Annotated in this window: 15 protein-coding genes and 1 riboswitch; of the genes, 5 read left to right on the top strand and 10 right to left on the bottom strand. The window is 45.5% G+C overall.

Going from position 1 to position 18,317, the window contains the following annotated elements:
* Window positions 1–154 precede the first annotated feature (154 nt).
* Together ACDJ59_RS29935 and ACDJ59_RS29930 are read right to left on the bottom strand one after the other, a co-directional pair.
* Window positions 155–1,174, bottom strand: a complete 1,020-nt coding sequence (locus ACDJ59_RS29935; RefSeq protein ID WP_076212960.1) for a Gfo/Idh/MocA family protein — start codon at window positions 1,172–1,174, stop codon at window positions 155–157.
* A 55-nt stretch (window positions 1,175–1,229) separates the two neighbouring features.
* Complete coding sequence (locus ACDJ59_RS29930) at window positions 1,230–2,006, bottom strand: sugar phosphate isomerase/epimerase family protein (RefSeq protein WP_047841639.1); 777 nt, start codon at window positions 2,004–2,006, stop codon at window positions 1,230–1,232.
* 198 nt (window positions 2,007–2,204) lie between these two features.
* Here ACDJ59_RS29930 and ACDJ59_RS29925 point away from each other — a divergent pair, with 198 nt between their 5' ends.
* From ACDJ59_RS29925 to ACDJ59_RS29905, 5 genes are all read left to right on the top strand, one after another.
* Window positions 2,205–3,035 (top strand): AraC family transcriptional regulator, encoded by an 831-nt coding sequence (locus tag ACDJ59_RS29925; RefSeq protein ID WP_315939870.1) that lies wholly within the window; start codon window positions 2,205–2,207, stop codon window positions 3,033–3,035.
* Window positions 3,036–3,271: 236 nt separating this feature from the next.
* Window positions 3,272–3,973, top strand: coding sequence for a response regulator transcription factor (locus ACDJ59_RS29920; protein ID WP_413407134.1), 702 nt, complete (start codon window positions 3,272–3,274; stop codon window positions 3,971–3,973).
* 20 nt (window positions 3,974–3,993) lie between these two features.
* Window positions 3,994–5,436 (top strand): sensor histidine kinase, encoded by a 1,443-nt coding sequence (locus ACDJ59_RS29915; protein ID WP_413407133.1) that lies wholly within the window; start codon window positions 3,994–3,996, stop codon window positions 5,434–5,436.
* A gap of 101 nt (window positions 5,437–5,537) precedes the next feature.
* Window positions 5,538–6,296, top strand: a complete 759-nt coding sequence (locus tag ACDJ59_RS29910) for an ABC transporter ATP-binding protein (RefSeq protein ID WP_413407132.1) — start codon at window positions 5,538–5,540, stop codon at window positions 6,294–6,296.
* A gap of 2 nt (window positions 6,297–6,298) precedes the next feature.
* Window positions 6,299–8,701, top strand: a complete 2,403-nt coding sequence (locus ACDJ59_RS29905; RefSeq protein ID WP_413407131.1) for an ABC transporter permease — start codon at window positions 6,299–6,301, stop codon at window positions 8,699–8,701.
* Between the two features lie 87 nt (window positions 8,702–8,788).
* Here the strand turns inward: ACDJ59_RS29905 and mmuM are convergent, their stop codons facing one another.
* From mmuM to ACDJ59_RS29865, 8 genes are all read right to left on the bottom strand, one after another.
* A complete protein-coding gene (mmuM, locus tag ACDJ59_RS29900; RefSeq protein ID WP_413407130.1) occupies window positions 8,789–9,847 on the bottom strand; it encodes a homocysteine S-methyltransferase in 1,059 nt (352 codons plus the stop codon).
* Window positions 9,825–11,237, bottom strand: coding sequence for an S-methylmethionine permease (gene mmuP / locus ACDJ59_RS29895; RefSeq protein ID WP_413407129.1), 1,413 nt, complete (start codon window positions 11,235–11,237; stop codon window positions 9,825–9,827). The genes mmuM and mmuP overlap by 23 nt, the downstream gene beginning before the upstream one ends.
* 92 nt (window positions 11,238–11,329) lie before the next feature.
* A riboswitch (SAM riboswitch) is annotated at window positions 11,330–11,431 on the bottom strand.
* A 70-nt stretch (window positions 11,432–11,501) separates the two neighbouring features.
* The gene (locus ACDJ59_RS29890) at window positions 11,502–12,704 is read right to left on the bottom strand and encodes a Ger(x)C family spore germination protein (protein ID WP_413407128.1); all 1,203 of its coding nucleotides are present in this window, start codon (window positions 12,702–12,704) and stop codon (window positions 11,502–11,504) included.
* A complete protein-coding gene (locus tag ACDJ59_RS29885; protein ID WP_413407127.1) occupies window positions 12,701–13,801 on the bottom strand; it encodes a spore germination protein in 1,101 nt (366 codons plus the stop codon). Before ACDJ59_RS29885 ends, ACDJ59_RS29890 begins: the two co-directional genes overlap by 4 nt.
* Before the next feature lie 38 nt (window positions 13,802–13,839).
* A complete protein-coding gene (locus ACDJ59_RS29880; protein ID WP_413407126.1) occupies window positions 13,840–15,552 on the bottom strand; it encodes a spore germination protein in 1,713 nt (570 codons plus the stop codon).
* Window positions 15,553–15,701: 149 nt separating this feature from the next.
* Window positions 15,702–16,607: a methyl-accepting chemotaxis protein gene (locus ACDJ59_RS29875; protein WP_413407125.1), complete on the bottom strand. Its 906-nt coding sequence runs from the start codon at window positions 16,605–16,607 to the stop codon at window positions 15,702–15,704.
* Window positions 16,608–17,094: 487 nt separating this feature from the next.
* Window positions 17,095–17,619, bottom strand: coding sequence for a VOC family protein (locus tag ACDJ59_RS29870; protein ID WP_413407124.1), 525 nt, complete (start codon window positions 17,617–17,619; stop codon window positions 17,095–17,097).
* A 229-nt stretch (window positions 17,620–17,848) separates the two neighbouring features.
* Window positions 17,849–18,292, bottom strand: a complete 444-nt coding sequence (locus ACDJ59_RS29865) for a VOC family protein (RefSeq protein WP_413407123.1) — start codon at window positions 18,290–18,292, stop codon at window positions 17,849–17,851.
* Between the last annotated feature and the right edge of the window lie 25 nt (window positions 18,293–18,317).

The raw sequence follows: 18,317 nt of genomic DNA, 5'->3' as shown, positions 1-18,317 counted from the left end.
ATTGCACAATTACCGTATCCCTGTTCACTTTCCCCCACTTGCCCGGGAACAAATAAAGAAGGACTTACCCCAGAACACTTCTCTGAAGATAAGTCCCTTATATCATAGATTAAGACATATAGAATGTTAGAAATTGCACTGTCATTCGGTTGGATTACAGTTTAACGATCTGACCTGTTTTCTCGGATTCGAATGCTGCCAAGATCACTTGCAGGGAACGCAAGCCCTCTTCCCCTGAAATCGCTGGAGGTGTTTGGGTTACAATCGACTCTACAAATGCGTCAATGACACCACTCGGCACTTGTTTCTCGTTGGTAGCCATGGCACCAACTTTGTACGTCTCAACTGTACCATTGGTCAGCTCAACGATAACTTCATCGCCTTCCACTGTTCCGATCTTCATAACACCATTCTCGCACCACAGCACTGTACTGTTGTCTCCAGCTCTGTATTGTGTCCAGCTTGCTACGAGCGTTCCGATCGCTCCGCTCTTCATACGCAGCAAGCAAGTTGCGTTATCGTCAACTTTAGTGCCTTCCTTGTGCAGTGTGCTGATGAAACCAGCCACTTCAGATACTTCATCATTCAGCAGATAACGGATAAAGTCGGATTTGTGCACGCCCAGGTCGCCCATTGCGCCCATAATCGCTTCTTCTTTACGGAAGAACCAGCTTTCGGCTCCGTCCACACTCCAGCCTTCCGGACCCGGGTGACCAAATGATGTACGGAAATTAAGGACTTTACCGAGTTTGCCGGAGTCGAGAATTTCTTTTGCTTTTACGTGAGGAGGCATCAAACGCTGGTTGTGTCCAACCATCAAATACACGCCATTTTTCTTGGCAGCTTCGATCATTTGCTCGCCTTCCTCAGTGGATACTGCCATTGGTTTCTCAACCAATACATGCTTGCCTGCATTTGCAGCAGCAATCGCCATTGGCGCATGCAGATAGTTTGGTGTACACACACTAACGGCATCCACTGTTTCGTTTGCAAGCAATTCTTCGTAACTGGAATACGCTTTACCGCCGTAAGTCTCGGCCATCTTCTCCGCACGCTCCACAACCGGATCGGCAAAAGCGACAAGTTCTACGTTCTCATTGGCAGCGTACTCTGGAATATGTCTGCGCTCGGCAATGGCTCCACAGCCGAATACAGCAACTTTAATTTTACTCATGTACATAAGTCTCCTTTGACAAATAGATTAGCATTTTTCATGGTTCGATGGTCCATTAGAATTGATTCAGGTAGTTTTCTTTTAACCAGTTGTAGCTGTTGGATACGCTCTCAAGCGGAGGATTCTGACATACGTCTTGTTCCACGATCAGCCATTCCACGCCTGCATTCGTAGCGCCTTCAATAACAGCTGGCAGGTCAACCGAACCTTGTCCCAATTCCAGTGTTTTCATCTGGCCCTGTTCGTCTTTGCTGAAGTCCTTCAGATGAAGTAGCGGCAAGCGACCCGCATATTGTTTAATATACTCGATCGGATTTTGTCCCGCAAATTGTACCCAACATACGTCCATTTCCACTTTTACCGCTTCCGGTGATGTCTGAGCGAACATGGCATCAAACGCATTGGCATCGCCAACTTGGCCATGGAATTCAAAGTCATGGTTATGGTATCCGAAGATCAACCCTTGTTTCGCAGCTTCAGCTCCATATTGTTGTAACTCAGCGAATAGCTTGGTCCAACCTTCTGCATTCTCAGGACGATCTTCTGGCATCAGGTAAGGGCAAATGATATATTGTGCACCAATTGTTTTCAGGTAATCGATTTGTTTTTGCAAGTCTTCGCGCATTGCATGTAGTGAAACGTGGCTGCTGAATCCTTTCAGTCCAAGTTCATCTAGTAGCGCTTTCATTTCCTCAGCTGGAATATCGCCATATCCGGCAAACTCCACACCTTCATATCCAAGGGCCGCTACCTTACGCAACGTACCACGAAAATCTGCTGCAGTTTCATCACGGAGTGTAAACAATTGCAAACCAATATTAAGTTTTTTCATGTAGGATACACCTCTGTTCTCAAATTTGCTTTCATTGCTCTATCTGGTATCATCCTAACGCAAAACAGGCTAGAATGAACATATACAATATAGTCAGAACATGAACTATCTGATCAAATTTTATTTCCATCATTTTGCATCAATCGAATGTAGCCCATTTGAATGCATGCAGGATGTACATATTGGGGGATTTTATCTTTGGATACGTTAGAGACATCTGTACTGATCTGTGACTACTCATACCACTATAAGGCGTTCACTCATAATATGAAGGGCGAGCTGCAAACCTATCTGTTCCGTCTGCAGACCGAAGGCTCGTGCAAAGTGTATGTACAGGATAAAGAATTCAGGATGACTAGCGGGGATTTGCTGCTCTTAAAGCCTGGTGACGACTATCATCTCGTTGTAGATGAACCACATAAAGAAGGACGTTTGTCCAGCGGAGATTATTATCTTTTCTGCGAGGGCAGCTGGATCGAGAACTGGTGGAAACGGCAGCATCGATCTACCGTGAGCCGGATTGGACTTGATGATAAACTCATCAGCCTGTGGAGAAATATGTTACTTGAGAAACGTCGCGGACCTCTTGAGGAAAATGCGGAGCTAAAGGATGCGTTACTGCGCGGATTATGTCTGTATATCGACCGGGCAATTAAAGAGAATATTCAGACCGATCGGGCAGTTTCCTCTGCGTTGAAGTTAAAGCGTTTTATTGAGGAACATGCCACGGTTACGTTCAAGCTTGAGGAAGCGGCACGTTATGCAGGGCTCAGTCTGTCACGTGCAGTCCGTTTATTCAAGGAGCACTACAATCAGACCATGATTCAATATGCGATTGAGATCCGTCTGAATGCGGCATTGGAACGAATGAAATACAGTGAAATGACACTGGAGCATATTGCCGAATCCTGCGGTTTTGCGAGCTACTCCTATTTCCACCGGGTATTCCGGGCGCACTTCGGTGTGTCTCCGGCGGAGTATCTCAAATCCAGACAGCATGAGCCTATCGATGATCTGGAGCATGTATGATGTTCAGTATCAGAAACCCATGACCTTAAAGAGGTTCATGGGTTATTTTGATACATTGAACTTTGATCAACTCTCAGTACGACTGGAAGTCAGAACGTTTTTTATAAGAATGAAGTTCACTTCAATATTTTTTCATGTGACTCCCACAGAACAAGACTGTACAATTATAGAGACAGTTTTTTTACAAATTCATACATATCCATTAAATCCATATCTATCATACTGGAGCGATACATATGTTAACCCACCAGCGCAAAGTCCTCATCATTGAGGATGAATCAGATATTTCGCGCATTCTGCGAGATTATTTAACCAGAAATCAATATGAAGCCGCCGTGGCAGCCACTGGACAAGATGGACTTCAGATTATGGAGCTTATTCAACCAGACTATATCATTCTGGACATTATGCTTCCGGACATGGACGGGATCGAGGTCTGTCGAGAGATCAGAAGGCGCAACAATATCCCCATCCTCATTCTAAGTGCCAGAGGCAGTGATACCGATAAGGTACTTGGACTTGGCTTTGGAGCAGACGACTATATGACCAAGCCCTTCTCGCTGAGCGAACTGTTAGCACGAATTAATGCCCACTTCAGGCGTTATGACAGCATGGCTTCGGATCGGAACAGAACAGATCTGCTGCATCTTGGAAACCTGGTGATTGATAAAAAAGCCTATAAAGTTACATTAAACGGATCAGAAGTTTCTCTGTCTGCCAAGGAATTTGAACTACTTCATTATCTGGCAAGCCATAAGAATCAGGTATTCTCCAAAGCCCAGTTGCTTGACGCCATCTGGGGATATGCAACCTACGGCGATGAAAATACCGTAACCGTATACATTCGCAGATTACGTGAAAAGATCGAGGCAGATGCCTCGCATCCGACCGTTCTGAAGACGGTATGGGGTGTCGGTTACAAGCTCAATTACGAATAAGTGAGATTGGAGGCACCCACATGTCATTGAACAGCTGGTCCAAACGCTGGTTGTTAACAACACTTGGGCTTCTCATTATTATCGTTTTAAGTATCCTTGTACTGTCGATGATGCTGTTACAAGATCGAAATTCAGGCGAATCCAATCTGTCCCTGAATCAGGTTCGCCTCAAGGTCAATCCGCTCTTACTCGCTTTGGAGCAAAATCATCAGCATCTTAATGAACAAAATATTCGTGAAGACATACGTTCCACCGCCAGAGAGACCGGGGTTCTGCTTACCTATCTAAACTTGGATGGAAAAGTCATTCTGTCCTCCGACCCCATTTCTGAAGGAAAGCAAGTTAATCTGCGTACAGCTCTCCATTATGATCTGCATCATGCCACGCAGGCCACGGACAGTAATGATTTGCTTGATATTGCTTTTCCCGTGATGGATGGACCCGTGGGAAGTCAGATCGGCAATGCCATCTTTTCCATCCCCCAAGCCATGGTTACGGTTCAGCAACCGATGACTTTTCCGGTTATATTGATTAGCGCACTCATGCTCCTGTCACTGATTCTGAGCTTATTTCTATTCTGGATGAAACGAAAACTGGACAAACACCTGCTCTCTCCCATCCATCAATTGAAGCAACATGCGGAATCCATACTTAAAGGCAATTATGAAGAAAAAATCCAGTACAACCGGAACGATGAATTGCTCGAAGTATATGCCATGTTTGATCTAATGCGCACGGAGATTAAACATATGAGCGAGCAACGTATTCAGCAGGAACAAGCACAAAAAGAACTCATCACCAATATATCTCATGATATTAAAACACCAATTACGACGATAAAAGCATACATAGAAGCTATTGAGGAAGGACTATGCAACGATCAGGAGACGCTGATGGAATATATGGGAGTGATGCGAACCCATACGGATAAAACGGCTCGCCTTGTGGAGGACCTGCTGGTTCATGCACTTCAGGAATTGGGGCAAATTTCGGTGGAAACCCATGAAATGTACAGTGGCCCTATACTTGAGACGATGTTAAAACCTATTGAACATGTTGTCCTAACAAAGGGGCTTATCTATAAAGGACCCAAATACATACCCAATGTGTTAATCGCTATCGACCCCACTCGAATTGAACAGGTGATCTCCAATCTTGCCGCCAATGCCCTCAAACATACAGCTCCAGGAGACACGATCCATATAGATATGGAACTGGAATCCGGGCATTTGAAAGTGACGATTGCCGATTCGGGTCAGGGAATACGTGTACAGGACATGCCGTTTGTTTTTCAGCGTTACTTCAGAGGCCAGGCGAGTCATGCAGAACAACGTGTTCAGGAAGGTACAGGGCTGGGCCTTTCTATCTGCCAAAGCATTATTGAAGCACATGGAGGCCATATTTCCTTTACTAGTAAAGAAGGACAAGGTACAACCTTCCGGTTCTATCTGCCGATCTGCTGAGCACCCTCCACAGCTGTAATACATTATTCATAATTTGATAAGGCTTCCTCAACATCCCTCCTCTAGAATGAATCCTATATTGCACTCGGGAGTGATTCAATTTGTCCAAAAAGGTGATTATCCGTGCACGGAATCTGTGCAAAACGTACAACAGCGGAAGTGAGCAACATCATGCCATACGTAATGTTGATCTCGATATCTATGAAGGGGAATTCACGGTCATCATGGGTAACTCTGGCTCTGGCAAATCAACCCTCCTATATCTGTTAAGCGGACTGGATCAGATTACAGCAGGTGAGGTCTATTTTCGCGACCAGCGAATTGACGCTTACAGTGAACGGGAAATGTCCAACTTCCGCACCCGCCGGATCGGTTATATCTATCAGAGTATCAATCTGGTCCCGGACCTTTCCATCAAAGAGAACATTGCTTTACCGGGATATATCGCAGGAAACAAAAAGAAGGACATCCAATCCCGCGCTGTTGAGCTGATGAATGCCATGGATATTGATGGACAGCGTAACCGCCTTCCCTCCCAAACTTCCGGAGGACAACAGCAGCGAGCTGCCATTGCACGGGCTTTGATCAATTCGCCGGATATCATTTTTGCGGATGAACCGACCGGAAGCCTGAATATGGAACACGGCACAGCTGTTCTTGATACCCTTACGGACCTTAACCGGAAAGGACAGTCCGTTGTTATGGTGACGCATGATATCAAGGCCGCCTGTCGGGCAGATCGCCTGATCTACATTTTGGACGGCAAGATTGGCGGAATCCTTGAGTTTAACACCTATGACAAACATCAAATTCAGGATCGTGAAGCGATTATCTTCGCTTTGGTTACGGGGAAGGAATAACGATGGCAGTCATGTTTAAACTTAGCTTGTCGTATCTGAGCAGGAACAAAATACAAAATGCGTTGATTGCGCTGCTCCTGCTACTCTCGACACTTCTTGTATCTACAGCTATTGTCATTCTGGCGAACACAGGCAATCAGTTTTATGAAATGCATACCCGAACCCATGGATCTCATCAGATCCTGACGTTTGAAAAAGGACTGAATGACCCGGACGCGGTGCACGACTGGTGGGCTTCTCAGGATGGAGCTCAGGTGTCTCCTTTGCTAACGTATCGTACATTGTCAGGCATCATTTTGAATGAAACTCACATCCCTAACATCTACCTGTACATGTTTAATACGCCTCCGCCGCCTTGGGGTGTGGATGAACTAATTTTCTCAAGCGGGAAGCCCGACACAGTTCCCGAACAAGGCTCCGTCTGGATTCCAACGTCCATGGCGAATGCTTATCATATCTCGGTAGGTGATACCATTGGCTTCAAAACCGGCTCAAGCACACTTGAATTGAATGTATCGGGCATTGTCATCGATGTACCATACGGGGCACCCTTCTCCAGTACAGCACGGGTCTGGATGAATCCTACCGATTATCAACATGATCTCGCTACACTTGCTGGCAACGAGAATCGTATGATGGGCATCCATTTTAACGATTACAGCATGAATTCGGTGTATTGGGAACGGTACAATCGTGAGACAGGTATTCCGTTTCTGGAATCCAAAATGGAGTTCGAGGCCATTGCCTCTTTTTATCTGATCATCAATCAGGTTATTGGATTTATCATGATATTCATGGGTGTTGTCATGCTCTCTATCGCCCTGATGACCATCGGGTTTACGATTGCGGATGCCATCCTGGCTAATTACAGAACGATAGGAATCCTCAAATCACTAGGTCTGACTTCCCGAAAAACGATAGGCACCTATGTTATTCAATATGCATTGATATCCATCGTAGCCATTATCCCAGGACTTGCACTCAGTATATGGATATCCAAATGGATCATTAATATTTCTGTATCCTCTCTTCGAGTGGGGAATCAGAACATTCCAGTCCAAGGATTGGATGCGGCCATACTGGCCGGCGTACTACTATTTACTCTAGTGATTCTGTTCACTGTGTTATATGCCAAAAAGGCACGCAGCATACAGCCCGTGCAGGCTATTCGTTATGGTATGTCGGAGACAGATCACAGCCGGAGGGCTGGCAAAATGAATTCGCCATTGGCGCACTGGATCGGGTTCACACGACTGCCTGTGACCGCCGTGCTTGGATTCCGACATGTGTTCAAAAACACCAAAAGCTCTGTTCTAACAATCCTGCTGACTACCATGGCTTCCTCCGTACTAGTTTTGGGGTATGTTCTGCTGACCAGTATAAACGGAATTGAACAGACCGCAGCTAAATGGGGGTATGACAATGCCAATATCGCAGCAGTCGTAGTGAACAAAAGTAACTTCCCCAAGGCTGAACTAGAGCACGTGTTAGCGCAGGATTCGAGGATCAGCAATGTAGGCTGGCAAGGGAACACAACGGGTGTAATTAGCCCGGAGTCTTTGGCAGCAGTAGAGGGCCAATCCATCAGTCTCAACTTGAGTGTACTGGACGGGAGTTATCAGGAACTTGGATTCGAAACGTTAAAAGGGGTTAACCCACAACATACGAATGAAATTGCCATTGGTGTAAGTGTAGCCAAAACATCAGATAAAGATCTCGGTGATCTTATCGACATCTATATTGAAGGAGAAAAGCGTACATTCCTCATCACAGGCATCTATCAGGCGATCGCCAACATGTCTGTTTCAGGCAGAATCACCATTGATGCCATGAGAAGTGTGAACCCGGATTATAGCGAATTTGATGATATCTTCATCAATGTAAACGATATGGCACAAGCGGGTATGGTTGCCTTGGAATTAAATGAGCAATTTAAAGATTTTGCTTCGGTAGTCACTCAGAAGACATTGCTTGATTCGGTTTACGCGGAAGCCGCTAACATCCTTATCTATCCGATGAGTCTGATTGGATTGCTGTTTATCATTGTGACGTTCATCATTATTTTCAGTACCTGTAGAATCAATATTCGTAAAGAAAGCAGAACGTACGGGATATACAAATCGCTGGGAATGACATCCCGCCAGATTCGGTTGTCGCTCACCATGGGAATGTTCATACTGTCCTCCGTGGGAGCCATACTGGGTATTTTCGTCGGCGTATACTTGCTGCCTCTTCTACTCGAAATGGTCCTTTCCGGTTATGGTATCGTACAACTTCCACTGATCCTGCATTGGGGTGGTATGGTACTGTTCACCTGTCTAAGCATCATTGCAGCCAGTCTTGGCTCATGGTTCTCTTCGCGAATCATTCGGGAAGCATCGCCACGTATGCTGGTTATCGAATAATGTAATCAGGATGCCTTAACACAATAAAACAAGCCCTTCCATACCTCTATAGGATGTGGAAGGGCTTGTTATCATCATATGAACGAACTATCTCCGCCATTTCTTCGCAAGTGCACCAATCTGATGTGGCGTAGTACGGCAACAGCCCCCAATGATTTTAGCGCCCGCAGCAACCCACTGCTCCGAAGCATCACTCATGCTGCCACAGGTACCCTGTCCGCTCCACGTCTTCGTCACTGCATCATACGTCTCACCTGAGTTCGGATACACAATAACAGGTTTGTCGCTAGCACTGCTGAGAATACCCACTGCTTCCGTCACCACTTCCATCGGAGCACAGTTCAGGCCAATCGCCGCAATCTGCGGCTCGGAGCCAAACGTCTGTGCACATACCTCAAGCGGTGTGCCCTCGCTGATGCTTGTCCCGTCTTTTAAAGAAAAAGATAACCAGGCATACGCATGAGGAAACTCCTTCAGTAAATCAACCAGAACCTTTGCTTCCTGCAAGGATGGAATGGTCTCAAACGCCAGAATATCTGCACCTGCTTCAAGCAACGCTGCCATGCGCGGACGATGGAATTCAACCAAGGTCTCATCCGACACGCCGTAATGTCCCACATACTCTGAACCATCCGCCAGATAGGCGCCGTACGGACCAACGGACCCGGCAATAATTGGACGTAGACGAAGACTGTCTGCTTCGCGATCCCCTGTACGATCTGTTATGTTCTCCACGTTCCCGGAACGTACCGAAGGAGCTTCTACAAGCTGACCTGTCGAGCTTTCTCTCTCTACTAAACCACTCTGCACTTCTGCCCACACGTCATCTCTCGCCTGCGCTGCCAGTTCCACCGTCTTGCGGATCAGCTCCAGTGCTGCCTGTTCACCAATCCCTCTCTTGCGGAAACCATCCACCGTCGCCTGATAACTGGATGTAATCGCACAATCGGCTCCTGCTCGAAAATAATCTGCATGAACCTGAACAATAACATCCGGATTCTCAAGCAACACACGAGCAGACCATAGTGGATCATCCAGATCACATCCATGCTGTTCGAGTTCCGTTGCCAACGCTCCATCCAGAATCATGACCGGATGTTCACGCAGGATCTGTTCTATGGGGTTAGTCTGTTGTGCTTGCGTCATGTACTTGTCCTCTTTTCTTATTCACACGTTCTGTCAGATAATAAGCAGCGTAACATACTGCGATAAACGGAACCCCACAATACAGCGCAATTCGCTGTGTCGGGTCAAAGGCAATACCTATGCATGAAGCCAGGCATAATATAAATGAAACAATGGGTACCACCGGATACAGTGGTGTGCGGTAGACCAGATCTTTGACCGCATTTCCTTCCCGGATATACTGTCTGCGGAACATGTATTGAGAAGCGCTGATGCTCATCCATACCGCAACGACAGCCAGACCTGAAATGGAAACCAGCGTAATATACACCGTACCTGGCGCAATAATACTGGACAGCAATGCCAACGCACCACCCACCATACTAATCAGAAGTGCATTCAGCGGTACCCCGCTTTTGGTCAATTTGGCAAACCACGGAGAGATCGTTCTTTTGTCAGCCAGAGACCAGAGCATACGTGAAGATGCATATAGGCCTGAATTGGCAGCAGAGAGAATCGCCGTCAGAATAACAAAGTTCATAATGTCTGCTGCATAAGGTACACCCACCCGCTCCATTACCGCTACAAACGGACTTTCCAGTACACTGGCATCCGACATGGGCAGCAAGGCCGACAAGATAACAATCGTTCCGATGAAGAAAATAACTAAACGCCATAGTGTTGTATGAATAGCCTTTGGTATCGTCTTTTCCGGATTCTCCGTCTCTCCGGCGGCAATGCCGATCAACTCGGTACCCGAGAATGCAAAGTTTACAGCAAGCATAGTCATCAGTATTGCTGTAGCCCCATGAGGAAACCACCCGGATGCGGTAATATTCGATAGAAACGGAGCCGGTTCAGCATCCGCCATCGGAATGATGCCAAACATGGCTGCACCACCGATAATTATGAAGATTACAATAGTAACTACTTTCACAGATGAGAACCAGAACTCGGATTCCGCGAAAAATTTCACCGTTAATGCATTGAATAGAAAGATCATCAATGCAAAGAGCGCGCTCCATATCCATACGTTTACCGATGGGAACCAGCGCTGCATCAGTAGTCCGGCGGCTGTAAATTCGGAACCCAGCGCAACGGTCCAGGTTAACCAGTATAACCATGCCACCGTGTAGCCTGTTGCTGGTCCGATATATTTGGCTGCATAACTATGAAATGCTCCCGTCTCTGGCATATGAACAGAGAGTTCACCAAGACAGAGCATCACCAGATATACAACGATGGCTCCAATCAGATACGACAGAATCGTTCCCAGTGGTCCTGCCTGCTGAATCGTATAACCCGAGCTGAGGAATAATCCCGTTCCAATAACTCCACCCAGAGAGAGCATGACCACATGCCGTGTCTGCATTTTCCGCTGAAAATGCCCTTTGTCGTTGTTGTTCTCCATACCTGCTGCTCCCCTACTTCTTCATCCAGAAAAAACAAAAAAGACCCACTCTGCCTAAAGAGTGCGCCGTTACTGACAAATAAAAACAAACGCTCCTATCTATCAGGCTTTCACCCGCTGGAATTAGCACAGTATCTTTCAGATCTGTTGCTGAGGTTTCTAAGGGCCAGTCCCTCCACCTCTCTGGATAAGAAAATGATTTTTTACTAATATAGCGATCTATCATGAATGTGTCAACATTTAAATAATAAATGGCACACCTCGCTATTCGGTGGAAGACCCCGGATTGGTGATAGTGGTCTTTACCTCATACGTGATCGGCACGGTGCTAAAAATTTTATCCCAATCGTCTTTGACTTTTTTCCATGTTTTAGGTTCTTTAATACGCAAGCTATCCCGAAAATCCGCAACATCAACTTTGTAGGTATGCTGAAGTTTGTATAACACCTGTCGAATCTGTTGTTCGGCCAGTTCAGCAAATTCTTTTTCCAATTCTCTGAGATAAGCACCTTTTTCCTCTTCCTCGGGAGCACGCCAATCCTCCATCAACCAGCCTTCGGAATCGACCTTTACATGGAATGAAATGTCATTACCAACCACCTTGGGAATTACTTTTGTTTTTTTATTCTTCATTTCATATACAACGGTGAATCCTTGTTTGTTGTGTGTCTTCAAGACGCCTCCATGTTCTTTAGGCTTAAGCCACGATAAACCTTCCAGATCCGTTTGACTTAGCTCCCCAATGAACTTAGTCGTTTTCCCATCAAATATGCTACCTCCAGAGAACTTGTCCTCTCCATCGGAATTCAGTACATTTTGGAGCAGGAAGCTGGATCCGGATTGCATTTGCGCGTCTAGCTTGGACAGCAATACCGGGTCCAGGATCTTGTTGGACAGATACGAATTATTCGTGATCCCTGTGAGATAAAATGCTGGAATTCGAGAAGGGTCCTGGGAAGTCAACACATCTAAGGCACGATGATGACTGATCAGCACCAGGCAGTTCGGTCGAATATCATTATCCCGTAGTACAAAATCAAGCAATTGGTCTAAACCATATTTTTTGGCAATATCCTTGGAGACAACGATAACTTTCAGATGATGTCCGATAAGAGGCTTATCTCTTCTTAGCGCAAACTGACGGAATATTTGCAGCAAGGAATCCCCGGTAAGCTGTTCATTGGAATAGGATGTTTTGCCAGAAGAAGGTGAACCAGATTGTTGACTCGTTTTACTATCGGAAAATCCTGGAGCAATCTGCACAGTAGCGGTCACATAGTTCTTCTTTGGGTATGTTCCTCCCTGAGCAGCGATGTCTTTCTCGAATTCAGTCTCTTTGCCGACATCAATTCCAAGACCGACATAGAGACTTAGATCCTCTATTTCCCGACTGCTCCAGCATCCAGACAGCGTCAACAGAATGCACAAGACAGAAGCTACACGTAAGAGCATACGGAATGGCATCATGCACGCTTGCCTCCTTTTTTGCGAATCAGACTTAACGACAGTAGGACCAGAGGTAAAATGGCGAATAGAATCACAGATACATTGCCGAGCATATCCCCGAGTGCAAAGGTATCATCCACCGTTTTGGGCATCATGGCTGTCACATAAATGAACGGAAGCAGACCATACATAATGCCCTTGATTTTTTTGGTACGAAACAAATCACGAATGCCCACCGAAGCGCAGTAATGTGTGATCGCTGTAGTCGAGAAAATTTGCATAATCCAGATGACCAGCAATAAGGATTCGAATCTTTCGAATATTAAACCTTGTATCTCAAAGCTTCTTACCAAATCCAGCGTTGGCCAGGTGCGCGTTTTGATCCCATCAAGGGATAAACTGCCTATGACCATGACAACCGTGATCAAGTAGATAGTGGTGGATATGAATATCCCCCAGCTCATTGCCTTATTGCTCTTCTTTGGATTTTTCATATAGGCAGTCATGATTAACATCACCTCATATCCCGTGTATGACAGTAGTGAGGGCTTCAGTCCTTTGAAAACGGGCATAACCCCATCCCCAAGTACAGGTCTTAGATTCCCAATCTCAAATAGCTGATTACTAAGCAGAATTTCGATGACAAATATAATGATCGTAATCGGCAGAATAATCTCGAACACGCGTACAATGACACCAAGCCCACCCGAGATCATATATATACCGATCCACATGAAAACCATCACAATTGCCCAGGTGGGGGTGCGTTCGAGTAGATACATTCCTGTCACATCAGCCATGACTCTTACTTCAAAAGCAGCAATGACCGTGAAATACATAATCATAGCAATTCCCAGTATGTAAGCAATCCAGTTCCCCGTAATTTCACGGGTGAACTGGAACACGGTTTTCCCCGGAAATCTGCGACACAGGGTAACCATAATTATTCCGATACCTGTGATAATGAATCCAGATAGGATAATGGAAATCCAAACATCTGGTGTTCCTACAGCCTTGCTGGTCGTTCGAGGCAACGTCAATATCCCGGCACCAAGCATGTAATTGACAATAATTACAACAGTCTGTGTCGTGGTCAGCTTTCCTTGGGAGTCATTCACTTTAGTTCACCTCCAGACCTTCTGTAGATGGAATTCCATTATTTTTTTCGATCATCATCTACCGGATTAGTCATCTTGGGACGCATTCTCATCATATTTAACGGAGCACGGATAACGAAGTCTTTCCATTCATTGATGTGATAAGGAACGGCTGGAGCAACATAAGGTACGCCAAAGCTTGAGAGTCGTGCCAGATGCGTGCATACAAGCAGGAAGAACATTACAACGCCATATAGTCCAAGTATAGCTGCACTAAACATGGCAGAAAATCGCAGAATCCGCAGCGTTAACCCTGCACTATAGACGGGAATCGTAAAGGAAGAAATGGCCGTAACCGCTACGACAATGACCAGAAATTGGCTTATAATTCCCGCCTGCACCGCTGCTTGGCCAATAATCAGACCTCCAACGATTCCCATCGCTGGCGCAATCGGTTTGGGCAAGCGTATCCCCGCCTCCCTCAAAATCTCAATTGATAGCTCCATGATCAGTACTTCAATGATTGAAGGAAAAGGCACTCCTGTCCGCGTTTCAATAATCGTCAATACCAGCTTGGTTGGAATAAGACCCGGATGGAACGATATAAACGAAATATAGAGCGCCGGAGCAAGCAATGCCAGCATCGCGGCCATAAAACGCAGCACTCGCAAAAATGTTCCGGGAATCCAGCGTTCATAATAGTCCTCGGGAGACTGAAGTAACATGCTAAAGGTAACCGGTACAATTAATACAAATGGCGTTCCATCCAACAAAATTGCCACTCGACCTTCCAGAAGGGCACCCATCACCCGGTCAGGTCTTTCCGTATTCAGTACCTGTTGAAAAGGACTCAGGGTACTGTCTTCGATGAGTTGTTCCACATAACCTGATTCCAGCATCGAATCCATATCCATCTCTTCGATTCGCTTACAGACTTCCGCCACGAGATTGGGATCGGCAATATCCTGGATATAGGCAATCGCCAGATCTTTTTTGATTCGTGAACCCACTTCAAACTTCTTAATAAATAGGCTTTGGTCACTTCCATACCGACGCAAAATGCCTGTGTTATCACTTAATTGCTCTGTAAAACCAATACGTGGTCCACGAAGCAACCCCTCGGACAAGGGTTCATTCATACCTCGTGATTTGATATTATGGGCTCCAATTAATAAAGCACTTGGCAAGCCATCAACCAATAGTGCATTTTTCCCGAAAAGCACACCAACTGCGAGCTCTTGAAGGGACTTCGTCTCCTCAACCAAACTGACAGGAAGTAATTGATCTTGCAAATATGCCGACAGTAAGTGTGCATTGTCCGGATGAAGGAAACCTTCCTGCTTAAGTAGAGGAACACCTTCTAACATCAACGGTGTAATCAAGTGATCATCAACTAAGTCCTGATCTACCAGGCCTTCGGTATAAATGACCGCAGCCCGTGTATTCGTTCCTCTAATAATAAATTCCCGAATATGCACGTCTGCATTGAGTCCAAAGCTTTCTTTCACACTCGTCAGATTTATGCTGTACTTTTCGGTTAATTTAATATTGGCATATTGGCCTGTTTCGGTCCCTTCACCCTGCCCTTTGGGTACTGGCGAGATATCCTTCGAGGATACGGACGATTGCTTCGAACGAGAGAAGCTTCCGCGCTTAATGGCAGCATTGATCCAGCGCGTGCTCAATGTGATACCAATTGGAATGATGAAGACCAAGAATGCCTGAATCCATATGGACCAATCCGGCACGTAGGATACAATTGTTGACCACATGTTCCCACCCCAACATTTCTCTGCATGACATAGCTGCAGGTATTCCCAAGTATTGTGTCCCCGTTTGATCACAATAATTCCCGTTTTTTTGTGTACAGAACAGCAAAAAAAAGCGGTTCCTGTATTAGGAACCACTATTTGCTCTATAATTATACGATTCTGGTCACATGCTCTGCTTTGGCATCCAACAAGTGAGCTGAAGCAGCAATTGCTGTAAAATCATTCAATGCAATCTCAATCTGCTTCTGGCTCTGCTCCACATATTCTTCTACTTTTTTGGTACCTCCTGTGATATTACCAATCTCCTTCGTTATTCCAGTCACGCTATCACGAATCTCATTAATCGAACTCTCTACCATTGCAGATAGTTTCTTAACTTCCTTGGCCACGATATCGAATCCTCGTCCAAATTCTCCTGCATGTGCAGCCTCAATGGCAGCATTTAACGCGAGCAGTTGCGTCTGAGACGAAATCTCGCGTATCGTTCGTACCACACCCTGAATCGATCCAGCCTGTTCCTGCAAATGAGTCAACGTTGCACGGTTAGAAGTAGACACCTCTGAGATATAGGAGATGCTGGACATTAATTCCTGGCTGCGTTCAATCCCTACATCTGCCTGCCCATTCAGTTCATGAGACATCGTTTTCAGCTCATTCACTACGACCGAAATGTTGTTCTGACGGTTGGTAATGTTGGTGGCGATTTTGGAGACACCCAGTATCTTCTGATTCGTCTCATCGTACACCGGCATATATGTCGCCTCAAGCCATACGGAATTCCCCTTTGCATCCTTGCGTTCAACCTTGTCCTGGAAGCTGACCCCATTAAATATGCTATTCCAAAAAGCATCATATTCCGGAGTATTTGCAAATTGACCGAAACACAGTTGCTGATGCTTCATGCCGTACATCTCATCTACCGTATATCCCATCGTCTGGGCAAAGACTTCATTCACGTAGGTTACCCGGCGATCCAGATCAAATCGAATGATAGCAAGACTTTTCTCCATCGCCTTGATGACCATTGCATCGGTGACAACATCTTTCTTTTCCATATCTAATATAGACACTTGATAACCCCCACAGTTCATTCCATAATAGATAGCCTTTAACTAGCAAAAAACGATCATAACAACATATGTATCCATCAGGTTCTAGATGGCTCTACTATGGATACCCGATTTGTAGCATTTTGGATCACCTGTTGTCATTTATTTTTATTGCAACCCTGTTCAGTCAAAATATATAGTTGTTCCTTCGTTTCAATGCTTCTTCAGTATCCTGGATAAAAGGCTTCCATCTTCATACTTTCGGAGCTTATTCATCGTCCAGCAAAGAGACGTTATAACTTATCTTATCCGTAAAATATCTCTGTATCTACTTGTACGTATCGTAACATAAGGCAAAGAGGTATACACTTCTGTATTTGTAACGTATTTGTAACATAAATTCTGTTTTTCAGTAACCGTTTAGCCCCTATATACAAGAAAAACAGAACGATTTGTCGTGCGTCGTCCTGTTTCTCATCCAGTCTCACCTTTATTATTTTTTTCGTGGTGTCCAGCGCTTCGTTTCACTGTGATTCGGATACTGAATGTCCGAAGGATAGGAGATCAGCTCGATCAGCATCCCCCAAGGTGCCCTTCCATACACAAACTGATTGCCTTCCCCACCTTCAATATGACCGGTTAACGCCCCAGGCTCTGTTAGCAACACCCCACCCGCTTCTTTGAAGTGTCGTGCAGCTTCTTGCATATCGTCCACATACAACGCCATATGTTGCAAACCATAATCCGATGCCCTAACTGGCTCTGATTGCGCTGTATTCGCGTACTGAAATAACTCTATACTGGCGCTCTCCCCGAGCGATAACATCCGAATATGAATAACCTTTGCTCCTGAACGCAGTCCTAATTTAAGCTCTGCCTCGGGTCCTTCCTGTGGGGGATCATCCGGCGTTATATGGTCATAGGCAAGTTGAGCTCCAAACGCCTCTTGTAGAAATAGTGTCGCCTGCTCCATGTCCGGTACAGTTATTCCAATATGGTCGATTCCTCTCGTAATCATGTTATCCCTTCTTTCCTCTATCCATTGAACTTGCTTGTACACAGCGACATCCGTACCTATATGATTTACACGAAAAGAGGGCCGCTATAACCATCGGTTGCTCGAACGACCTATGTATAGAAACCGAAAAAAGAAGAGCGCATGATATCCATGGCTCTTCTTTTTTTGATGTTTTTAAGTTAGTTACAGGTTTACATACCGAGTGCTTAACCGAGGGTCTGAACTCATTTTAAAAATCATGCACAGTGACACATAGCTGAATCGCAATGCCGAATGGGTCCCGTACAATACCGTATCCTGGGCTGAATTCATTTTGTTCATACGGTACCAGTACCTTCACACCCTCATGTTGCATCAGAGAATGATACAGTTGATCGATGGTATCTTTATCCTTGGATTGAATACATAGCGACGTGCTGTTCCCCAGCTGCCATGCTCTCTCCGTGTCCATTGCTTCTTCCGCAATCATGACTTTGTTAACCCCAATCTCCAGCACCGAATGTGTAATATACTCATCTTGACCGGCAGGGTACTCGAAACCCGGGTTCATCTCCTTCATCTCTTTATAACTTTTCTTGAATATCACCTTGGCGTTCAGAAACTCCTCATAAAAAGCAATGGCTGCCGCCGCATCCCCGTTCATCGACAAAAATGGTATCACTTCAAAATTCATTATATTGCCTCCTTGTTCCTATTGG

Origin of the sequence: Paenibacillus amylolyticus (assembly GCF_047302515.1) — a bacterium.
GTDB lineage: Bacteria > Bacillota > Bacilli > Paenibacillales > Paenibacillaceae > Paenibacillus > Paenibacillus amylolyticus_G.
This window is presented reverse-complemented; position numbering and strand designations above follow the sequence as displayed.